Here is a 22,423-nt window from a genome sequence, read left to right as displayed (position 1 = left end):
AGAACGCGGACTGCGGCCGGCGCGGATGCGCTGTTGCCGGGTCGCGGAAGCCGCGCATTGTAAAGGCAGCGGATGAAGGCGGGTGAAAGGCCGCCCCCGCGCGGCGTTGCCCCGGGCGCGACCGCCCTGGCCGGATGCGGGGCGCGTTACCGGGACTCGGTCTTCCGTCGCAGCCAGTCGCCGCGCCCGGCTGCCGGCACCGCCAGCAGCTGCTCGCGCAGCGCGTCGCGTTCCTGCGGCGGCGTGCGCTGCGACAGCACGCCCAGCTGCGCCAGCTGCGCGGCGTCGAGCTGGCGCAGCAGCGCCAGCATCGGCTCGCGCTGGTGTTCCGGCAGATAGCCCAGCAACGGCTGCAGCTTCGGATACTGCGCGCCCAGCTGCGGGCCCAGCCGCCAGCCGTCGCGGTGCAGGCGGTCCAGCGCGAGGAAACGGTCGCGCAGGGCCTCGCGCTCGCCCGCCGGCAGCGCGGCCATGTCGGACGCGGCGCGGCGTATGCGCTGGCGCTCGGACTCGGGCAGCGCGCGCCACGCCGCATAGCGCGCGCGCAGTTCGCGCTGCTGCGCCGGCGCCAGCGCCGCCCAGTGCGACTGCGGGTCGCTGCCGGGCTGTGCGCTGGCCGCCTGCGCGGCCGGCGGAAGGGGCGCGGCGGCCGGTGTCGCCAGCGACGGGGTGGCCGGCAGCAGCGCCAGCATCACCGGCAACAGCCGCTCAATCCTCCGCATCGACCGTCTCCAGCGCGGTGCCGGCCGGTTCGGCGCGACCGGGCTGCGCCTGCGATTCGTCCACCGGCACCGGGCCACCGGCCGCATACCAGGCATGGAAGTCGGCGTCCTGCGCCAGCGCCAGTTCCGGATCGGCCAGCATCGCGGCATCGTCCGCCGCGTGACTGCCGCCAGTTGGCGGCGTGGCGGGAAGATCGTCGTCCGGCAGGGCCTCCACCTGTACCGGGCCGTTGTCCGATACGGCGCCCTCGGCGGCCGGCGCGGCGGCGCCGGGCAGCGCCCCGTGCCCGCGCCACCACCAGACCGCTACCACGGCGAGCAGCAGCAGGGGCAGGCACAGCAGCAGCCAGGTGCGCCAACGCCAGCGCGCTCCTGCGCGGCGCGGTGGGCGGGCAACGCGGGGGGCGGCCTCGACCCGGGGCGCCGGCGCGGCCTTGCGGGCCGGCGCGGCCTCGGCCGCCATCGACCCGCGCAGGTGTTCCAGCTGCTGCACGCGGCCGGCCGGGAGGTCACGCACCTGCGCCTGCACCTGCTCGGCCAGGCTGCGCCAGGCCGCCGCGTCCGGACGGCCCTGCGCATCCAGCGGGCAGGCACCGGCCAACGCGTGCCGGTACGCCTCCGCTGTCACGCCCAGGACCGCCGAAGCGGCATCCTCGTCCAGCCCACCACCGATACGCAGCAGCAGCGCCAGCCGCTCGGCCGGTGCCAGGGCCTGCAGGTGCGCCAGCGCGGGCGGCCAGTATCCATCCGGGGACGGCGCCCGCAGCTGCGGGTTGCCGCACAGCAGGCTCCAGAAACGGGCGGGCCAGTCGGCCATCGGCATGCCCGCGGCCGGGCCGGCAAAGGCGCGCATGGCGGCCGCCACGGCGCGGCCGGCGGCGTCCTCGTCGCCCCCCTGCAGGCCGGCGACGACCAGGGCGCGCCGTTCGACACCCTTCAGGAAAGCGGACAGGGCGCTGGCTGCGGCCGGTGCGGAAGAGGCGGGTGCAGCCATCAGGTGGACTCCTTCATCGCCGGGAATGATACCCAGCGCATGCCGCCCTGCAGATAGCCCCGGGCGGCGGCCTGCACATTGTTTTAACGCTCTTCGGGGGCGCCATGCCGCAACTTGTGCACAGCGTCAATAGCCGCGTCACGATCCGTCGCGATTTCCCTCCGGCCGCCGTGTTTCGCTTTTGTTTCACGGACAAGTAATTGATTTTAAAAGAATTGATCGTGTGGCGATTTTTTGACCAAGTTGAGGGAAAGGCTTCAACCACCGCTCTGGACGCGTGGAGCACAGCGCTGATGCACAGAGTTATCCACATGTTGTGTGGATAAGCCCAAATCTCCAACCGCGGCCTGCGTTTACGCGGTGTTTATGCTCCCGGCGGCAACAAACGTGCGCAAGTGGTCAGCGCACGGAGGGCGTGCCGCCGCGGCCGGTTTCCCGACCGGGCCGGCCGCCGTGCGGGGGTGTGCCCGTCCGCGGTCCGCACCTACACTGCCGCCCATGCCCACCTGCCCCACCCTGCGCATCGCCCTGCCGGTTCCGTTGCCGCAGACCTTCGACTACCTGCCTCCACCCGGCAGCCCGGCCCCGGCCGCCAGCGACACCGGGCGCCGGGTGCGGGTTCCGTTCGGCAACCGCGAACTGGTCGGCATGGTCGAGGGTGTCGGCGCGGTGGAGGACCCGGCGGCGCTGCGGGAAGCGCTGCAATGGCTGGACGACGCGCCGCTGCTGGGCGGCGAACTGCATGCCTCGCTGCGCTGGCTGGCGCGCTATACCCACGCGCCGCTGGGCGAGGTGGTCGCCACCGCGCTGCCGGCGCCGCTGCGGCGTGGCGAGCCCCTGCCCGACACCCATGGCTGGGGCTGGGAACTGACCGGCGCCGGCCGCGAGGGCCGGCCGCGGCTGCGCGAGGGCACCCGCCCGCGGCGCCTGGCCGAGCTGCTGGGCGACGGCACGCTGGCCGAGGAGGTCCTCGCCGCGCGCATGGACGGCTGGCGCGAGGCCAGCCGTGCCCTGCTCAAGCGCGGTTTCGCCCGGCGCGTGGCGATGGCCGCGGCGATCCCGGCGGCCCATCCGCTGCCGGGGCCGGAGCCCAACCCGCAGCAGCAGGCCGCGATCGCGGCGATCACCGCGGCCGACGGCTTCCAGCCCTTCCTGCTCGATGGCGTCACCGGCAGCGGCAAGACCGAGGTCTACCTGCAGGCCATCGCCCGTTGCCTGGAACAGGGCCGGCAGGCGCTGGTGCTGGTGCCGGAGATCGGCCTGACCCCGCAGATGCTCGCCCGCTTCCGCGGCCGCCTGGGCATCGCGGTGCACGCGCTGCATTCGGGCCTGAACGACAACGAGCGCGCGCGGGTGTGGGCGGCGGCCTCGCGCGGCGAGGCGCGGGTGATCGTCGGCACCCGCTCGGCGGTGTTCACGCCGCTGCCGCAGGCCGGGCTGCTGATCGTCGACGAGGAACACGACGGCAGCTACAAGCAGCAGGACGGCATCCGCTACCACGCCCGCGATTTCGCCCTGGTGCGCGGCAAGGCGCTGGACGTGCCGGTGGTGCTGGGCAGCGCCACGCCGTCGCTGGAGTCGCTGCACAACGCACACGCCGCCCGCTACACCCACCTGCGCCTGCAGCAGCGCGCCGGCGATGCGCGGCCGCCGGCGGTGCGGGTGTTCGACGTGCGCAAGCGGCCGCTGCAGGACGGCCTGTCGCCGGAAGTGCTGGCCGGCATCGAGCAGCACCTGCGCGCCGGCAACCAGGTGCTGGTATTCAAGAACCGCCGCGGCTACGCGCCGGTGCTGCTGTGCCACGACTGCGGCTGGACCGCGCCCTGCCGGCGCTGCAGCACGCCCCTGCATGCCACGCCGATGACCGTGCACGGCGCCGGGCGGCGCCTGCAGTGCCACCACTGCGGCGCGCGCGCGCCGGTGCCGCTGGCCTGCCCGGACTGCGGCAGCCTGGCGCTGCAGCCGCAGGGCATCGGCACCGAGCGGCTGGAGGAACGGCTGCTGCAGCTGTTTCCCGATGTCCCGGTGCTGCGCATCGACCGCGGCACCACCGCGCGGCGCGACGCGCTGGAGCAGACCCTGGCCGCGCTCGGCGAGCGGCCCGGCATCCTGGTCGGCACGCAGATCCTGGCCAAAGGCCACGACCTGCCACGGCTGACCCTGGTGGTGGTGGTCGGCATCGACGAGGGCCTGTTCTCGGCCGATTTCCGCGCCAGCGAGAAGCTGGCCCAGCAGCTGATCCAGGTCGCCGGCCGCGCCGGCCGCGCCGACCGCCCCGGCGAGGTCTGGCTGCAGACCCACCACCCGGACAACGCGCTGCTGCACACGCTGGTCAATGGCGGCTACCACGCCTTCGCCGACGCCGAACTGGCGCAGCGCGAGGCCGCCGGCTTCCCGCCGTTCGCGCATCTGGCGCTGCTGCGCGCCGAGGCCAGGCAGGTGGAACAGGCCAACGAATTCCTGGGCGCGGCCAAGCACCTGATCCCCGCGGAAAGCGTTGTCGAACGCTACGGCCCGATGCCGGCGCCGATGCCACGCCGCGCCGGTTTCCAGCGCACCCAGCTGCTGCTGTCGGCCACGCAGCGCCGCGCCCTGCACGGCCTGCTCGATGGGCTGATGCCGCAGGTGCATGCGCTGCCGCAGGCGCGGCGCGTGCGCTGGTCGCTGGACGTGGACCCGATGGACCTGTACTGACGCCGCAGCGTTCAACCGCCAAGGGTGAACGCCGCTGTCACGCCCATGCGCGTGACGGCGAGGCGGACGCCGGCTGCTGCGCGGTCGCCGTTCACCCGCATGTCGGCCCGCATCGCACTCGATGCATCGCCGCAGGTCCGGGTCGTGGGCCCGCCATGCGCCTGCAACGCCAGGGCGGATCCAACGGCCTACAGATCCACGCCGAAGCCGATGCCGCCCGATTTTTCACCGCCGCTGAACGCACCGCCCAGCGAGAACGAGCCACGCGCGCCGAGCTTGCGGCTGTAGCCGATCGACAGGGCCTTCTCGCTCCCCTGGAAGCCCGCGCCGACCGAAACGCGCCCACCAGTGCTCTGCGGACCGGCGGCATTCACCGCCATGTTGAGCATCGCGCTGCTCATCGCGCCCATCCTGTCGATGCGACGGTCCTGGCGGATGAAGCGGTCATCCATTTCCCGGCGCAGCCCCTCGAACTGCAGGTCCACGGCCTGGAAACGGCTGTCGGTGTAGCGGTTCGCCGAAGCGACGGCCTGGCTGGCGGTGTCGTCGGCATAACGGCGGGCCGACTGCAGCGTGCTGGCATCGCCACTGTCGGCATGTGCCTTGGCCGAGGACAGTACGTTGGCGTCGGCCGTGGCCATGTCCGCACGGATCGCCGCTTCGCGGTTGTCGGTATGGCCGTTGGCGGCGGCCAGGGTGGCTGCACCGCCGCTGTCCGCGTACGCCTTGGCCGAGGACAGTACGTTGGCATCGGCCGTGGCCATGTCCGCACGGATCGCCGCTTCACGGCCGTCGGTATGGCCGTTGGCGGCAGCCAGGGTGGCCGCATCGCCGCTGTCCGCGTGCGCCTTGGCCGAGGACAGTACGTTGGCGTCGGCCGTGGCCATGTCCGCGCGGATCGCCGCTTCGCGGTTGTCGGTATGGCCGTTGGCGGCAGCCAGGGTGGCCGCATCGCCGCTGTCCGCGTACGCCTTGGCCGAGGACAGTACATCGGCGTCGGCCGTGGCCATGTCCGCACGGATCGCCGCTTCGCGGTTGTCGGTGTGGCCGTTGGCGGCAGCCAGGGTGGCCGCATCGCCGCTGTCCGCGTGCGCCTTGGCCGAGGACAGCACATTGGCGTCGGCCGTGGCCATGTCCGTGCGGATCGCGGCTTCGCGGGTATCGGTGTAGTTCCCGGCCGCGTCGATGGCGGCCGCATCCCCCGCCTCCATCTGCCCCTTGTTGACCGCATGGTCGGCGGCGGTGCCGTCTGCCACGCCTGCCACCTGCGTCCCCCCCGGCCCACCTCCTGCGCCTGGGCCCGAGCTGCCCCCAAGCGTCACCGACGTCTTTCCAGCGTCGTCGTAGTACACGGCCAGGTCAGCCCGGCTCTTGATGGCGCTCAACTGGGTATCGATCGCCGACAATGCGGCGCCGACGTCGGCGAAACTGCCGCTCTGGATGATGTAGTTCGGCGCGCCCAGCACACCTCCCGCGAATGTGGCGCCGCCTCCCAATGCAGAGGCGAACGCCCCGAGCTGTGCCACGTTGACCGCATCGGTTGGATCGATGCCTGCCGCCAGATGCACGATGCGCCTCTCAAGACTGGAACCGTAGGCGCTGCCGGTGCCGCTGATATCCGTGGCCGAATGGCCAAGCGATACCGTATCCGCCTGGGTGGCGACCGACCCCGCTCCCAACGCCACTGACCGGCTGGCCCCCACGCGCACCTGGCTGTCGGTCCCCAGTGCACTGCCGTCGTCCGCCAGGCTGGCCGCAGCGGCGCCAAACGCGATGGCATTGCTGGCGGTGGCCCGGGTAAAGCGCTCGGTGACCAGATTCGTATTCTGGGTTCCCCAGAACCCCCCTATGGCGAGGCTGTTGTTGCCGGAAGCGATGCTGCTGAAGCCCGATGCCGTCGAAAAAAGGCCACTGGCCCGGCTCGAAGCGCCCAGCGCCATGCTTCCCCAGTTGCCGGCGTTGCTCCATTTGCCGATCGCTATCGCATTAGGCATGGTGGCGCTGCTGTCACTTCCCACTGCCACGGTCTGGCTCGCCGTAGCCTTTGCCGATGCGCCTACCGCAACACTTCCTATCGCAGCTTCGGTGTTCCAGCCAAACGCGGTCGCCGCCGCTGCCGCTGCCTTGGCATTGCGCCCGCAAGCGATGGCGTTGGCATTGCCACCAACATCCGGGCCCGCATCGGCGCCCCCGTCATCGGCTGGGTTGCCGGCGGCATCCAGCAGCTGGCAGGTCACCCCCGCTCGGGCGGCAGGCACGATGGCGCAGGCGAGCAGGGCCGCGATCAGCACTGCGCGCGGAGCAGACAAGGGGGTCAGGTACATGGCGATCTCCCGGAAGGACCGCCTGACGGCCACCGTCTATGCACGGCCGCCGCCAGGCGCGGCCAATACGCTAAGCAACCCCGCCGGCGTTGGACATACACGAAATCAGGTAGTCGCCACGGCAGGGCAGGCTGCCCGGGCAACGACCGGCAACGCTACCGACAACGAGGTGCCAGCCCGGTCCGCCCGTGCGAGCAGATCCAGTTCGCCGCCCAGCCGTCGTGCACGCAGGCGCATGCTCGCCATGCCGGCACCCGAAGACGCAGCCGCTGTCGCCAGCCCGACCCCGTCATCGTCGATCTGCAGGCGCAACACGTCGCCCTCGCGCCGAAGGCATACATCCACGCGACCGGCGCGGCTGTGCTTGAAGACATTGGTCAACGCTTCCTGCATCAGCCGCAGCAGGTCCAAGCTGCGCGACGCGCCCAGCTCCACCCCGTGCAGGTTCTGCAGGTGCCAATAGGCATCGATGCCGCCAGCCTCCAGCAGGGTGCTGGCCCGGTGCCGCAAGGGCACCAGCATCTCGGCCAGGTCGGCGTGTTCGCGGGCCGTGCTGTCGATCACCAGGCGCAGGTCGTCGCGCATCCCGCGCAGCAGTTCGATCACCCTTGAACGCGGCATGGCCTGCGGGGCCTGTTCCAGCTGCGCGATCGCCCCGACCAGGGTGCCACCGAAACCGTCGTGCAGGTCGCGCACCAGCTGCAGGCGCTCGCCGGCGCGGCTGTGCGCCAGCTCCAGCGCATGCTGCGCGCTGAGCGTCTCCGACAGCCGGGACGTCGCCTGCTGCACTTCATGGCGCAGCTCGGCGTTGAATCCCTCCACGCGTTTCATCGTGTTGGCGAAACGGTAGGCCAGCACGAAGCCCATGCCCAGCAGCATCAACGGCGAGGTGAAGGAGCCCAGATAGCTGACCCCGCCGTACCAGCCCATGTACACGCCCAGGTCGTGCAGCGACACCAGCACCGGCAGGATGATGCACAAGGCCAGCACCTGCGCGTCGCGACGACCGCTGCGCAGCGCGTAGCCCATGAAGGTGAACGACACCACGTACAGGAAGCCGATGACCGGCACCAGGTAGAGGTTGCGGTGCGGCCCCATCCACTGCGGCCACAGCAGCGCCGCCCCCATCGCCATGGCCGCCATGCCCATCAGTACGCGCTCCAGGCGCGGCCAGCGCCGTTCGCTGAAGCGCAGCAGGAACACGGTATGCGCCGCCGCGGCCACCACGTAGCAGCCCGCGATGAAGGCCTGCCAGCCATCCGTGGTGGCAAACGGCCACGGGCTGGTGGCCACGAAGTTGGTGTCGTACAGGCGCCCGAACACCGCGCTCAGCGCATACCAGCCGTACATCGCCTCCTTGCGCCGCAACAGCCAGAACAGGCCGATCACGCCGGCCAGCACGAAGCCGATGGCGGTATCGAGCAGCTGCAGGTCGTGGCGCACGCGTACTTGCTGGCGGTAACGCGCCTGCAGCACGGCGGCATCGCCCACGTCGACCACGCCGAACGAGGGCTGGTACGCCGCCAGCCCCGACACCCGCACCAGCAGTTCGTTCTCGCCCTGCCGCAGCAACGGTGACTGCAGCAGGTAGTAGCGCGGCACATGCCAGCTGCGCGACAACGGCTCGACCAGCGACGGATCGCGGTCGATCAGGCTGCCGTTGAGGTAGACCGCCGCCGCCATGCAGGTGTAATCGAGCAGCAGGCCCGTGGGTTTCGCCGCATCGGCCTGCCGCCAGCGCAGGCGGTACCAGACCACGCCATCATGCGCCGGCCAGCGCGTCTGCCACTGGTCGGCCAACGCCACCGGCTCCCAGCCCGCGAGCGGCGGGGCCTGCGCCTCCCAGCCGCTGCGTACCGCCTCGGCCAGCACGATGCGCTCCACCGCGGGCGGCGCGGCCCCCGTGCCGCCCATCGCCAGCAGCAACAGCAGGCCCAGCAGCCAACGGGTCACGGCAGCAGCCCGAGCGCACGAGCCTCGAACACCGCCGCGGTGCGCGAACCGACGGCCAGCTTGCGGTAGATGTTGCGGGTATGGCTCTCGATGGTGAGCCGCGACAGGTCCAGCAGGCCTGCGATCTCGCGGTTGCCGTAGCCCTGCGCGACCAGGCCGAGGATGCCCAGCTCGCGCTCGGACAGCCGCACCGGCGGCGGGGATGCCGACGGCGCCGCCGTCGCCGGCGGCAGCAGCGCCAGGATGCGGCGCGCGATCATCGGGTCGATCGGCGCGCCGCCGCGCTGCAGGCTGCGCAACGCCACGCCCAGTTCGATGTCGTCGCGGTCCTTGAGCAGGTAGCCGACCGCGCCGGCCCGCAATGCCGCGAAGATCGTTTCCTCCTCGGCGAAAGCGGACACGATCACCGCCTGCGCCCCGGGCGCGTGCGCCTGCATCCAGTGGATCAGCTCGACGCCGCTGCCATCGGGCAACTGCATGTCCACCAGCGCCAGATCGACCGGTACCGCCTGCAACAGGGCGCGTGCGCCCGCCAGGTCGACCGCGGTGTGGATGCGCGCCCGCGGCTCGTCCAGCAGCCCGCGCAGCAGCCGCTCCAGCCTCGCCAGCGAGGCGTCCATGTCATCGACGATCAGGATGGAAGACAGCTCCATCGACACCCGCCCCCAGGTCCGTATGGCGAGCAGTCTAGCGTCTGGCAGGCGCGTCTCTCACTCCTTCATGGGCGGCCATCGCCGCCGGCGTCGGCCGCCCCGGCCCGCCCGCGGACCGGCGAGGAGAACACGCCGGCAGGCGCTCGCCGGCGTTCGGCCAGCGGCACGGCGCGATAGATGCCGGCGATGGTGGGAATGAAGGTCTGCGGATTGGCGCCGACCAGGTTGGTCAGCACCACGATCGCCAGCCCCTCGTCGGGATAGACGCCGAAAGCAGCGCGGGCGCCCCCCATGCTGCTCACTTCGCGATGCCGGGTGTCACCCGCCACGGGCCAGCCGGCGGCCCAGTCGCCTTGGCTGCCATCGTTCAACCGCTCCGGCGTCCACATGCGTTCGCGCAGGCCGGCGTCGATCAGTCGCCCCTGCAGCAGCGCGATCAGCCACTGCGCCAGTTCGTCGGCGGTGGTCTGGATGCCCCCGCCCGCCCACAGCCCCTGCGGCACGTCATGGAACCAGTGCGACAGCCGTGTGGGCGCATCGGGCGCGTCGGTTCTGCGCGGGAAATAGCTGTATACGGTGACCGCACCGGCGACCAGGTCGTAGCTGTCGCCGAAGCCCGAGCGGCGCATGCCGAGCGGCGCGAACTGGCGGCCGGCCACGAAGTTCCCGTAGGACATGCCGGCCTGCCGTTCGACGATCCGCGCCAGCAGACCGTAGTTGGTCTGGTTGTACGCGAAGCGCTCGCCCGGCTCGGCCTCCATCGGCATGCGTGCCACGGCCCGCCAGGCATCCTGTTCCGATCCTCCCCCCACCAGCCCCTGCGCATCGACGATATCGGGCAGGCCGGAGGTATGCGCGAGCAGCTGGCGGACGCGGACCGTGCGCCAGCCCTGGGGCAGGTCCGGCAGGTACGTCGAGATCGGCGCCTCCAGATCGACGCGCCCTGCCTGGACCAGCTGCATCACCGCCACGCCGGTGAACGCCTTGGTCGCCGAGTTGATCGGGAACAGGGTGGTGCGCTCGACCGGCTGCTGGTTCTCGACGTTGGCCAGGCCGTGGCTTTCGGAAAGCAGCAGGCGGTCGCCCTGGATGACGGCAATCTGCAGGCCGGGGATGCCCCTGTCCTTCATCGTCGTGCGGATGAAGTCCCGGGTCGCCGCGTTGGCGTTCTCCAGCGGACCGGCGCCGGCCGGGAAGGCGGCCGGCAGCGCAAGCGCCGCCAGGAACAGGAACAGGAACAGGAACAGCCGGTATGGTGTGGCGCGCATCGTTCTTCCCCTGGGGCCGTCGTCATGGCATGCACACCTCCTTGTGGAGGCGTGCGACTGGAAGTTGGATGCGTGGGAAGGCCGCAGGGTTTAAACCGGCGTGCCTGCGGCCGGGCGGCGCGCAAAAAAACAGGAGCCTGCGTGCCACCGGCACGCAGGCCCTGGTCGCCCACGCCGGCGGCATGGGCGGATGCGGACCGGACCGGGCGGCTTACCAGGTCCTGCGCAGCGGGTGCGCTTCGGTGTTGAACACCACGCCGTCGAAGTCCAGGGCACTGGCCGGGGCGAACAGCAGGTAGTAGTACTTGAAGGTCTCGGCGAACAGGAAGCTCTCCATCGAGTCGTCCTTCTCCTTGCTGCGCACGTCCTTCAGCGCCGAGAAGCCGTGTTCGGTGCGGGTGTACTTCACGAAGTCGTCGAAGAACTCCTTGCCCATGCCGCGGTAGCGCGCGTCGCCGGTGTAGTGGTGCAGGTAGTAGGCCGATTCGACGATCTCCGGGCGCAGCGCGTAACCGGGCGAGCGCACTTCCATCGCCGCGTAGTCCAGCGATTCCGGCTCGATGCCGTGCAGGCGCCACATCTTCAGGTTGGATTCCTGCAGGCGCCTGGCGCGATCCAGGTCGCCGCCCAGGGCGAGCAGGCCCGGCATGAAGGCATCCAGCGCGCCGTAGGTGGTGGAAGTGCGCGCGCCGCTGTCCATATCGGCATGGCCGTACCACAGCTCGCCCTCGCGCACCTCGTCGGCCAGGTACTGGTTGACCGGGCCGATGCTGTCCTCCCACATGCGCTTGCAGTCTTCGTCGCCGAACAGCTTCCAGCACTTGAGCAGGTACTCGTAGTACGAGTCGATGCCGCCGGCGATCGAGGCGTCCTTGTTGGTCCACTCGCCGGTCTCGACATCGATGTTCAGGCCGACCAGGCCGATCTTCGAGCGGCGCTTGTAGGTTTCCACCAGCGCGCGCTTGGCCTTGTCGTAGTAGGCCTGCTTGCCGGTGAGCTTGGCCAGGGTGCCGAACTCCAGCAGCAGGGTGCCGGTTTCGGCCGGGTTGCTGACCTTGCCGCGGGTCTTGCCGGTGCGCAGGTTGACGTGGGTGTACGGCAGGCCGGTGGGGCTGTCGAACACCGGCGACAGGCGCGTGCCCAGGTCGTCGGCGAGCTTGAGCAGGCGCTCGTCGTGGGTCATCTGGTAGGCCGACAGCAGGCCGCCGAGCAGGCGGATGGTGACCTCGAAGTTCTGCACCTCGATGTCCTGGTCGAACGACAGCTGGCCGACGATCAGCTCGCGCGCCTCGTTGGCTTCCTTGTCCAGGCCGAGCAGCAGCAGCGTGTCCAGCGCATCGACCGGCGACATCAGCAGCGGCACCGGGTACCAGTCGCGCGGCTGGGCGCTGACCGGCTTCAGGTCGTCGTGGCCCTTGGCGTACTGCATGTAGCCCTGCCATGCATGGCGGGTCGCTTCGCGCACCTGTTCGGCCATGCGCGCGGCTTCGGCGTCGTCCACGGCCGGCACGGCGGCGGACGCGGCCGGCGGGGTGGCGGTCGCCGCATCGGCGGGCGCGGCGCTGGGGGCGGGAGTCGAAGGAGTGCAGGCGGACAGCGCCAGCAGCAGGGCGGCGGCCAGGGGGGCGTTGCGCAGGGCTCGGTTCATCATCGGGTCCTCGGGGTGGAAGCGGGGTCTTGCGGTGGAACGGAAGTGGCGTGCAGCGTGTCGCCCAGCGTGCGCAGGCGCAGCGCGGCGCGCAGGGCGTCCAGGCTGGCGCCGCCGCGCACGCGCAACTCGCGGGTTTCGCCCGGCAGCAGATCGAAGGCGTTGTCGTCCACGCCGGCGCCGGTGTCGCCGAAATCGACCCACACCGCGCGCACCAGGCCATCGGCATGCAGCCGCAGGCGGTAACCGTCGCCATCGGCGCTCAGCTCGGTGCGCAACTGGTTGGCGGCAAGCGCCTGCGCCTTGGCCGGAACGAAGTGCACCAGCCGCCGCGCGATCACATCGCCGCCCTGCAGCAGTTCGAACGCCGCCACGCTGCGTGCCGGGTCATGGCCCTTGAGCAGGTCGGCATCGACCAGCTGCGCCACGGCGGTCGCGGCCATCGGCGCCAGGGTGATCGTCTCCTGCTGGCGCGCGAACTCGCCGCCGGCCAGGTCCATCACCCGCACGCGCCACTGCGCGGTGAGCGCTTGGCGGCCATCGTTGAGCAGGCTGAAGCGGGTGACGCCGTCCTCGTCGCGCAGCGCCGCCACCGCCACCTCGGCGAAGAAGCGGCGCGCGTGGTAATGCAGCGCCTTCCAGTGGCCGAAGTAGTCCAGGCTCGACCACGATGCGCCCGGCCATACGTCGTTGAGCTGCCAGTACAGCGAGCCCATGGTGTACGGCCGCGAGGCGCGGTGGTGCAGCGCCGCCAGTTCGATGCCCTCGGCCTGCATCACCTGGCTGAGGTAGACGAAATCGGCGAACGAAGCCGGCGTGCCGTATTCGCGCTCGATGTAGTGCAGCAGGCGTTCGTTGCCCCTGCCGGCCATGAACTTCTGGTGGGCGCGGATCACCGCGCCGTCGATCTGCTGCTCGTCGCGGCGGGCGAAGGCGTCCACCGTGGACAGCTGCGGCCATGCCTGCAGGCCGTACTCGGACATGAAGCGCGGCGTCTCGCGCAGGTAGGCGGTGGCCGGCAGCGCCGGGCCGCCCCACACGTCCCAGTAGTGCTTGTCGCCGCGCCTGGAATCATTGGCCTTCTCGTCCAGGTCGTTGCTCGGCGAACTGGACCAGTACGGCACGCCCAGCGCCTCCTCGGCCACCACCTGGCGCAGGTCGTTGCCGAACAGGTCCACGTAGCCCTGCCACACCTTGGCCGCAAACGCGGGGTCGGCCGCGGTCAGCTGCCGGCGATGGCCCCAGTCCTTCCAGGCGGTTTCTTCCTCGTTGTTGCCGCACCACAGCACGATGCTGGGGTGGTGGCGCAGGCGGCGGATGTTGTCGCGCGCCTCGGCCACCACGCTGGCGCGGAACGCCGGGTCGTAGCCGGGCTGCATGCCACCGCCGAACATGAAGTCCTGCCACACCAGCAGGCCGAGTTCGTCGGCGATGTCGAAGAAGTCGTCGCTCTCGTAGTAACCGCCGCCCCAGTTGCGCAGCATGTTCATGTTGGCGTCGCGCGCGGCCTGCAGATCGCGGCGCAGGCGCTCGCGCGTCACCCGCGCCGGAAACGACTCGAACGGGATGACGTTGGCGCCCTTGGCGAACACCGGCACGCCGTTGATGACGAAGGCGAAGCCCTGCCCACCCTCGGCGTCGGCATCGCGCTGCAGCTGCACCGTGCGCAGGCCGGTGCGGCGCGCGGCCTCGCGCGCCGGATCGCCGCCGCCGTCGATGCGCGCCTGCACGGTGTAGCGGTCCTGCGCGCCATAACCCACCGGCCACCAGCGCCGCGGCTGCGCGATTTCCAGCGGCAGCTGCAGCGTGTTCCCGCCGGGCTGCAGGACGACCTCGCGTTCGAGACCGGCAACGCGGCGGCCTTCCGGGTCGAGCACGTCCACCGCCACGCTGGCCTTGCCCGCCGTGGCGCCCTGCTCCACCTGCAGCAGCACGCCCAGGCGCGCGTGCCGCGCGTCCAGCGCGTCGGTGCGCACGGCCAGGTCGGTGATGCGGTGCTGGTCCCAGCCGTCCAGGTGCACCTGCCGCCACACGCCGGCGGTGACGTAGCGCGGGCCCCAGTCCCAGCCGAAGTGGTAGGCCGGCTTGCGCGCGAAATTGCCGACCATCGCGTCCTTCGGCTCGTCGCCATAGGGCGAGGGATAGTTGCCGGCGATCTTGTGCGGCATCGCCTGCACCTGCGGCAGCAGGGTGCGGATCGGCGAACGGAACACGACGCGCAGCTCGTTGTCCTTCGCGCGCAGGCGGCCATCGACGCGCGCGCGCCAGGTGCGGTGCGCGTTGTCGGCCTTCAGCAGCGGCTGGCCGTTGAGGCTGACCTCGGCGAAGGTGTCCAGGCCATCGAAGCGTAGTTCGGCGTGGCGGCGCGCCAGCGTGGCCGCATCGACGTCGAAGCGCGCGCGGTACTCCCAGTCGGCCAGGCCGATCCACTGCAGCCCGGCCTCGGCCGCGCCCACGTAGGGGTCGCCGATGACGCCGGCCTGCCGCAGGTCGTCATGCACGCTGCCCGGCACCTGCGCCGGGCGCCAGGCATCCAGCCCGGGATGCGCCTGCAGCTGCACATCGCCCGGCAACAGGCGGAACTCCCACTGCGCCTGCAGCGGCGCCGCCGCGGCGATGCCGGCGAAGGCGCACAGCAGGCACGGCAGCAGCACGCGCCAGATCCGCGCCACCCGGGTTTGCATCGATCCAAAACCGACCGTCATCTGCCGCATGTCTCCTCCCGTCGCCCCTGTTTCCGATATCGCCGGGCCTCAGCCCGGCGTGCCCTCGCGCACCACGTTCAATACTTCATGGCAGGCGCCCATGGTGTGGTAGTCGGTCTTGCCGGCCGGGCTCTTCTCGTCGTCGTACTTGCGGTTGTCGGCATCGAGGATGCGGAACCACGCACCGTAGGTGTGATCGACCAGGTGTTCCCAGGAATACGCCCACAGCTTCTCGTACCACTGCCAGTACGCGTCGTCGCCGGTGCGCCGGGCGAGCAGCGCGGCGGCGGCCAGCGATTCGGCCTGCACCCAGAAGTACTTGTCGTCGTCACAGATATCCGCGGGTCCCTCCGCAAAAGCCCGGCCATCCATGGCCGGACTCCCCAATGCTTTCGCTTCGTTCAGCGCCTGCTGCAGCCCCGCCGGCGCGAAGCCGTAGTACAGGCCGCCACGCGCCGCGTCCCACGAACGCGCGACGGCGCTGTCGAACAGGTGGCGCGCCGTCGGCACCAGCCAGTCGGCCTCGACGTGGCGGTCCAGGATCATCAGCAGCTTGGCCCATTCGGTCTGGTGGCCCGGCTGGAAACCCCAGGGCCGGAACAGGTGCTTCGGATTGTCGAGGTTGTAGTTCCAGTCGATGTTCCAGTCGACGTCGTAGTGCTCCCATACCAGCCCGCCGGCCTTGGCCGCCTGGCGGCGGGTCATGTTGTCGGCCAGCTGCAGCGCGCGGTCGAGATAGCGGCGCTCGCCGCTGGCCTCGAACGCGGCCAGCATCGCCTCGCACATGTGCATGTTGGCGTTCTGGCCGCGGTAGCCGGTGAAGTTCCACTGCGCGTCGGCCTCGTCGCGGTACAGGCCGTGCCGCGGCTCCCAGAAATGCGTTTCCAGCAGCTGCCAGGTCTCGTCCATCCATTGCCGGCCCTGCTCGATGCCGGCCTTGAGCGCGCAGCTGTAGGCCAGCAGCACGAAGGCCACGCCGTAGCAGTGGTTCATGTCGTCTTCGACCTTGCCGTCGCGCAGGGTCCAGGCGTAGCCGCCGGTGGCCGGATTGCGGTGCACGTTGCGCAGGTAGTCCACGCCGTGCTTCACCGCCGCCAGGTACTCGGCGTTGCCGAACTCGCGGTAGGCCATGGCGTAGTTGAAGACGAAGCGCGTACTGCTGACCAGGTGGCGGTGGCCGGCGTCGTAGACGGTGCCGTCGTCCTTGTAGTAATGGAAGAAGCCGCCGGCCGGGTCGATGCAGCGCGGGTGGTAGAAGGCCATGGTGTCGGCGATGTGCGCGCGCAGGAAGGCCGGGGAACGGAAATCGGGAGCGGTGGTGTTCATGCGATGGCGTCCTGTTGCTGCAGCAGCTGCTGCACTTCTTCAAGTTCGGGCATGGCGGCGAAGGCGCCCTTGCGGGTGACCGCCAGTGCGCCGACCGCGGCGGCGAAACGCAGGGTGGCGGTGATCGCCTCGTGGTCATGGCAGAACGCGTCGAACGCCGCGCCGGTGCCGCCGCGTTCGGCCAGGCCGTACAGCACGCCGCCGACGAAGGCATCGCCGGCCGCGGTGGTATCGACGGTCGGCACGCGGAAGCTGGGCACTTCGCCCTGGGCGTCGCGGGTCAGCCAGCGCAGCGGCGCGGCGCCGTTGGTAACGATCACCCAGCGCGTTCGCGCGCCGAGCAGACGCCGCAGCACCCGCGCCTCGCCCTCGTCGCCGAGCGGCGCGGCCAGGTAGTCCAGTTCCTCGCGCGACAGTTTGACCAGGTCGGCGCGCTCCAGTGCCTGCCACAGCCACGGGGTCGGATCGACGTCCTGCGGCCACAGCGCCGGGCGCAGGTTGAGGTCGAGGCTGACCACCGCGCCGGCGGCGCGCGCGCGGTCCATGCCGGCGAAGGTCGCCGCGGCGATGGCCGGTTCGGTCAGGCTGTTGGAACAGACGTGGAAGCAGCCGGTGCCGTCGAAGCAGGCCGGGTGGAAGTGTTCTTCGCGGAACAGCAGGTCGGCGGCCGGCGGGCGGTAGAAGCTGAAACTGCGCTCGCCGCCGGCATCCAGCGCGACGAAGGCCAGCGCGGTCTTGGCCGCGTCGGTGCGCACGATGCAGTCGGTGAGCACGCCGGCCTCGGCCAGGCTGTCGGCCAGGAAGTCGCCGAACATGTCGCGGCCGAGCATGCCGGCGAAATGGCTGCGCGCGCCCAGCCGCGCCGCCGCCACCGCGACATTGGCCGGCGCGCCGCCGGCGTACTGCAGGAAGGCGCGCGGCGTTTCCGGCGTCGCCGGCGGCTGCGCCAGTAGATCGATCAAAATCTCACCGAAACAAACGATCTTGCCCATCTGGCCTCAGCCCCCCTGGCCGCTGGCGGCGCGCGGTCGCGAACCGACCAGGCCGTAGAAAATGATGTAGACGTAGCACGCCACCGGCAGCACGAAGCTCAGGTGCAGGCCGATGCGGTCGGCCAGCAGGCCCTGCAGCAGCGGGATCACCGCGCCGCCGACGATGGCCATGATCAGCAGGCTCGAGGCCTTGTTGGTCAGCGGCCCCAGGCGCTCGATGGCGAGCGAGAAGATGGTCGGGAACATGATCGAGTTGAACAGGCCGGTGGCGACGATGCCGTACATGGCGACCTTGCCGCTGCCGGCCAGGGTCACGCCCAGCAGGAGCACGTTGGCCAGCGCGAAACCGGCCAGCAGGCGCCGCGGCGAATACCGCGCCAGCAGCCAGGCGCCGGCGAAACGCCCGACCATGGCGCAGCCCCAGTACGCGGAGACGTAGTGGGTGGCCTGCTGCTCGCTCATGGCGCCGATCTCCGGCAGCGCCAGGTAATTCACCATCAGGCTGCCGATGGTGACCTCGGCGCCGACGTAGAAGAAGATCGCCAGCACGCCGAACAGCACGTGCGGGTGCCGCAGCGCATCGAGCAGGGTGTGGTGGCCGCTGTCGGCCTTCTCGGTGGCCTCGGTCAGGCTGGGCAGGCGGAACAGGCAGACGAACACCGCCAGCAGCGCCAGCGCGATCGCCAGGCCGACGTACGGCCCCTGCACCGACTGCGCTTCGGCCGCGCGGTAGGCGACCTGCTCGGCCACCGGCAGCGCGTCGATCTGCTCGCCGCTCTTGACCGTGGTGCTCAGGATCAGGAAGCCGCCGAACAGCGGCGCCAGCGTGGTGCCCAGCGAGTTCAGCGCCTGCGCCAGAGTCAGGCGGCTGGACGCGGTCTGTTCCGGCCCCAGCAGCGCCACGTACGGGTTGGCCGCCACCTGCAGCACGGTGATGCCGGTGGCCAGCACGAACAGCGAGGCGAGGAACGCTTCGTAGGTGCGCAGCGCCGCCGACGGCCAGAAGCCGAGCGCGCCGATGCCGGCGATCAGCAGGCCGGCGATGATGCCCTTCTTGTAGCCCAGGTGCGCGACCAGCCGGCCCGCCGGCAGCGACATCAGGAAGTACGCGCCGAAGAAGGTGAACTGCACCAGCATCGCCCGCGCGTAGTTCAGCTCGAACACCGCCTTCAGGTGCGGGATCAGCACGTCGTTGAGGCTGGTCAGGAAGCCCCACATGAAGAACAGCGTGGTGGCGACCGCCAGCGCGACGCGCGGCGTGACCACCGGCGTGGACGTTGCGGGCGTTGACAGGGGCGTGGAGGGGATCGGCATGGCGCGCCTCGGGGTGCGGGGGTGTCGGAAGGAATCAGGTGGGCCGGGCCGCGCTGCTTTCGCGGATGCGCAGCTGCACCGGCGCGACCGTGCGCATCGGCGGCGCATCGGGGTCGTCCAGCCGCTGCAGCAGCAGCGCGGCGGCCTGGCGCCCGCGCTCGCGCGGATCGGCGATCAGCGTGGTCAGCGGCGGCACCGCCACCGACGCTTCGGAAATGTCGTCGAAGCCGGTGACGGCGAAATCGCCGCCGGGGCGGATGCCGCGCGAGGTCAAGCCCAGCATCAGGCCCAGCGCGACAGTGTCGTTGTAGCAGACCGCGGCGCTCGGCCGCCGGCCGTCGGCGAACAGTTCGCCGGTGCGCGCGGCCGCCTCCAGGCGGTTGGGCGCCGACTCGATCATCCACTGCGGGCGCGCCTGCAGGCCGGCCTCGGCCAGCGCCTGCTGGTAACCGGCGCGGCGCTGGTGGCAGGAACTGGACGCGGCATGCCCGCCGAAGAAGGCGATGTCGCGATGGCCGCGTTCGATCAGGTGGCGGGTGGCCAGGTAGGCGCCCTGCTGGTTGTCCATGGTCAGGAAATCCCAGTCGGCGCCGGGCAGTTCGCGGTTGAACAGCAGCACGTTGGCGTGCGCGCCCAGCACCTGGCGCAGCTGCGCGGCATCGCTGCCTTCGGCCGGCGACAGGATGAAGCCGGTCGGCGTGTGCTCCATCAGGGTGCTCAGCACCGCCTGCTGCCGCTCCGGCGATTCGCCGGTGCTGCCGAGCAGGGTCACGTAGCCCTTGCCGCCCAGCGCCTCGTCCACGCCGGATGCGAATTCGGCGAAGAACGGGTTGGACAGGTCGTTGATCACCAGCGCGATCGACGAGGAGGTGCGCCGGCGCAGGTTGGCGGCGGTGCGGTTGTACACGTAGCGCTGGCGGCGCAGTTCGGCCTCGACCTTGGCGCGGGTATCGACGTTGACCAGCGAACTGCCGCGCAGCACCAGCGACACGGTCGCCCGCGACACGCCCACGGCCTGGGCGATGTCGGTGACGGTGACCGCGCGCTTGCCTGACCTGCGCGTGGATTTGCCGGTGGTGGAGGTGGTGTCGTTGCTCATCGTCGCTCGGAGGTGGGCGGAAACGTCACAGCTTAAGAGCGGGGAGAGGGGAAGTGGGAACAGGGACTGCCGTGCGGCGCCGCGGTCCGGCCCGGGGCCGCGGGGTAGCGCCCCGGGCTCCGCCCCGCTCACTCCATCGTGCTGCCCGGGCTGGCGCACCAGGACACCGGCAGGTCGGCCACGTCCGTGCCCCAGCCCTGCTCCGGCGCCTGTGGGGTCAGCGCGTAGCGGATCGTGCCGCCCTTGTGCAGCTGCGCCCAGTCCAGCCACACCGCGCGCTGCGGCTTGCCGTCGACCTGCACGCCCTGGATGTACTGCAGGCTGCGACCGTCGGCGCCCGGCGCCTGCAGGCGCAGCGTGCGGCCGTTGCCCAGCGCGATCTCGGCCCTGGCGAAGCGCGGCGCATGCAGCAGGAACTGGCCGCTGCCCGGCACCGCCGGGTACAGGCCCAGCGCACTGAACAGGTACCACGCCGACATCGTGCCCAGGTCGTCGTTGCCGGTGACGCCGTTGGGCGCGTTGGTGAACAGCTGCTGCGCGGCACGCACCACGGTGGCCGTCTTCCACGGCTGGCCGATCAGCGTGTACATCCACGGCGAATGCAGGTCCGGCTCGTTGTTCGGGTTGTAGCGGTACTGGTTGTAGTAGCTGTACGGGCCGACCACCCACTCCTTGCGCGCGGCGGTCAGCGGCGCCTGCACCAGCGCGTCGTAGGCGAAGAACGCATCCAGCCGGCGCCCGGCCTGCTCGCGGCCGTGCATCGCCGTCACCAGGCCCGGCACGTCCTGCTGCGCCAGCCACTGGTACTGCCAGGCGGTGCCTTCGTGGAAGCCGTGCTGCGAACGCGGGCTGTAATGGCCGTCGGCCGGCGTGTACCACCTGCCGTTCTCGTCGCGTGGGCGCGGGAAGCCACTGAAGCCGGTTTCGGCATCGCGCACCTGGGGGTCCCATACCTTGTGCCAGTTGCGGCCGCGCTCGCGCAGTACCGCCGCGTCGTCGGCATGGCCCAGGCCGTCGGCCATCTGCGACAGCGCGCAGTCGGCCAGCGCGTATTCCAGCGTGGCCGAACCGCCGTGGTGCGGGTCCACGTCCATGCCCTTGGACGGGAACGCCCGGTCGTAGGCGACATAGCCGTCGCGCAGGTAGCTGGCATTGCCGGAGCGGCCGGCAAAGCGCGAGTCCAGCGGCGGCATGCCGAAGGCGTTGCGGCGCAGCGCGGCCCAGGCCTCGCCCTCGCGGCCGGCCAGCGCGCCGAAGCGCCACAGGTCGACCAGGAACGGCGTGACCGGGTCGCCGGTCATGATGTTGGTCTCGAAGTTGGCGTAGCCCCAGCGCGGCAGCCAGCCGCCCTGTTCGTTGATCGCCAGCAGGGTGCGGCCGATGTCGCGCGCCACGTCGGGCCTGGTCAATGCCAACCACTGGTTCTGCGCGCGGTAGGTGTCCCACAGCGAAAAGTACTCGTAGTAGGTCCAGCCGTCGGCGCGGTGGATCGCGTCGTCGTAGCCGCGGTAGCGGCCGTCGGCATCGCTGCCGGTCATCGGCTGCAGCAGCGCGTGGTACAGCGCGGTGTACAGCACGGTGCGGTCGTCGGCGCTGCCGCCTTCCACCTGCACGCCCGCCAGCTCCCTGCGCCAGCTCTGCCGCGCCAGTTCGTGCATGCGGTCGAAGCCGAGCAGCGCGTCGCCGCTCATGCCGTCGGCGCGCAGGTTGTTGCGCGCGCCCTCGGCATCGACATGCGAGATCGCGCTGGTGGCGGTGACGGAGCGGCCGTCGGCCAGGTCGAAGCTCAGCCACGCGCCATTGGGCTTGAGTTCGCCTTCCATGCTGTGGCGCGCGCCGGGCAGCCCGCCCTGCTCGCCCCAGGTGCCGAAGGCCTTGAACGGACGGTCGAATTCGATGCGGAACCAGGTGGTGTACTGGTGGCCGCCGCAGAAACTTTTGGTCACCAGCTTGCCTTCCACGGCGCGGTCGCCGACCACGTCGATGACGCTGCCGATCACCGAATGGCGCTCGTTGGCCTGGCCGAGATTGACCAGCACGTGGCCTTGCCCGCTGCCGGCGCTGAAGGTGTAGCGCTCGGCGGCGGCGCGGGTGCGCGCGGTGGCTTCCACGTCGATGCCGCCGTAGTCGGTCAGGCGCACCTTGTAGTAGCCGGCCTGCCCCACTTCGCCTTCATGGGTGTAGGCCGAGGCGTAGCGCTTGTGGTCGAAGCGCTTGGCATCGGCGGTGTCGAAGTCGCCGCCCGGACCGATGCTGCCGGTGACCGGCAGCACCGACACCTGCCCGCCCTGCTCCCAGCAGCCGGCGCCGGATATGAACGAATGGCCGAAACCGCGGATCTTCTCGTCGTCGTAGCGCCAGCCCGAGTAGTGGCTGCCGATCGGGCTGACCTGGATCAGGCCGAACGGCGCCGACGCGCCTGGGAAGGTGTTGCCGTCGTCCTTGCTGCCGATGAAGGTGTTGACCTCGCGCTCCAGCGCCAGCGGCGCAGCCGGGAGCGACGGCACGAAGGCCAGCGCCAGCAGGCAGGCAAGCCCGGCGGCGGAGCGGTGGCGGGGAGCAGGAGACGGCGATCGGCGCATGCGGTGGTTCCTCAGGGTCGATGTCGGTGCGTGGATAGGGTGGTCCGGCCGGAGCCGGACCGGTGATGCCCGGCCCATCCCGTGCGGGATGGGGAGAGAGTGCCGGGATCAGGGAGCAGGTGGACGGCGCGCCGCCCGCGTTGCCCGAG

At 70.9% G+C, this 22,423-nt stretch carries 14 protein-coding genes; 1 reads left to right on the top strand and 13 read right to left on the bottom strand.

The genetic code is table 11. The features are described from left to right. Positions 1-146: 146 nt before the first annotated feature. Positions 147-722: a DUF3106 domain-containing protein gene (locus tag AC06FP_RS11160; protein ID WP_478075535.1), complete on the bottom strand. Its 576-nt coding sequence runs from the start codon at positions 720-722 to the stop codon at positions 147-149. Then, entirely contained in the window at positions 709-1,716 is a 1,008-nt protein-coding gene (locus AC06FP_RS11155) for a hypothetical protein (RefSeq protein WP_478075534.1), read from the bottom strand. The genes AC06FP_RS11160 and AC06FP_RS11155 overlap by 14 nt, the downstream gene beginning before the upstream one ends. A gap of 498 nt (positions 1,717-2,214) precedes the next feature. Between AC06FP_RS11155 and AC06FP_RS11150 the strand changes: the two genes are divergently transcribed. Continuing rightward, entirely contained in the window at positions 2,215-4,410 is a 2,196-nt protein-coding gene (locus AC06FP_RS11150; RefSeq protein WP_478075533.1) for a primosomal protein N', read from the top strand. A 188-nt stretch (positions 4,411-4,598) separates the two neighbouring features. Here AC06FP_RS11150 and AC06FP_RS11145 read toward each other — a convergent pair whose 3' ends face one another. The 11 genes from AC06FP_RS11145 to AC06FP_RS11095 form a co-directional block, all read right to left on the bottom strand. Then, entirely contained in the window at positions 4,599-6,734 is a 2,136-nt protein-coding gene (locus tag AC06FP_RS11145) for a hypothetical protein (protein WP_478075532.1), read from the bottom strand. Between the two features lie 105 nt (positions 6,735-6,839). Beyond that, positions 6,840-8,687: a sensor histidine kinase gene (locus tag AC06FP_RS11140; protein ID WP_478075531.1), complete on the bottom strand. Its 1,848-nt coding sequence runs from the start codon at positions 8,685-8,687 to the stop codon at positions 6,840-6,842. Beyond that, entirely contained in the window at positions 8,684-9,340 is a 657-nt protein-coding gene (locus AC06FP_RS11135; RefSeq protein WP_456117919.1) for a response regulator, read from the bottom strand. The genes AC06FP_RS11140 and AC06FP_RS11135 overlap by 4 nt, the downstream gene beginning before the upstream one ends. 65 nt (positions 9,341-9,405) lie before the next feature. Continuing rightward, complete coding sequence (locus tag AC06FP_RS11130; RefSeq protein WP_478075530.1) at positions 9,406-10,608, bottom strand: serine hydrolase domain-containing protein; 1,203 nt, start codon at positions 10,606-10,608, stop codon at positions 9,406-9,408. Positions 10,609-10,819: 211 nt separating this feature from the next. Next, entirely contained in the window at positions 10,820-12,256 is a 1,437-nt protein-coding gene (locus AC06FP_RS11125; RefSeq protein WP_478075529.1) for a glycoside hydrolase family 47 protein, read from the bottom strand. Then, a complete protein-coding gene (locus AC06FP_RS11120; RefSeq protein ID WP_478075528.1) occupies positions 12,256-14,940 on the bottom strand; it encodes a beta-mannosidase in 2,685 nt (894 codons plus the stop codon). Before AC06FP_RS11120 ends, AC06FP_RS11125 begins: the two co-directional genes overlap by 1 nt. A 69-nt stretch (positions 14,941-15,009) precedes the next feature. Beyond that, a complete protein-coding gene (locus AC06FP_RS11115) occupies positions 15,010-16,287 on the bottom strand; it encodes an AGE family epimerase/isomerase (protein WP_478075527.1) in 1,278 nt (425 codons plus the stop codon). Next, the gene (locus tag AC06FP_RS11110; protein WP_456117914.1) at positions 16,284-17,279 is read right to left on the bottom strand and encodes a carbohydrate kinase family protein; all 996 of its coding nucleotides are present in this window, start codon (positions 17,277-17,279) and stop codon (positions 16,284-16,286) included. The genes AC06FP_RS11115 and AC06FP_RS11110 overlap by 4 nt, the downstream gene beginning before the upstream one ends. A gap of 6 nt (positions 17,280-17,285) precedes the next feature. After that, positions 17,286-18,593: an L-fucose:H+ symporter permease gene (fucP, locus tag AC06FP_RS11105; RefSeq protein ID WP_478075526.1), complete on the bottom strand. Its 1,308-nt coding sequence runs from the start codon at positions 18,591-18,593 to the stop codon at positions 17,286-17,288. 34 nt (positions 18,594-18,627) lie between these two features. Continuing rightward, a complete protein-coding gene (locus AC06FP_RS11100; RefSeq protein WP_478075525.1) occupies positions 18,628-19,692 on the bottom strand; it encodes a LacI family DNA-binding transcriptional regulator in 1,065 nt (354 codons plus the stop codon). Between the two features lie 128 nt (positions 19,693-19,820). Further along, positions 19,821-22,274: a GH92 family glycosyl hydrolase gene (locus tag AC06FP_RS11095; RefSeq protein ID WP_478075524.1), complete on the bottom strand. Its 2,454-nt coding sequence runs from the start codon at positions 22,272-22,274 to the stop codon at positions 19,821-19,823. Positions 22,275-22,423 lie beyond the last annotated feature (149 nt).

This window comes from Stenotrophomonas sp. Steno-Z2 (assembly GCF_056393235.1).
This window is presented reverse-complemented; position numbering and strand designations above follow the sequence as displayed.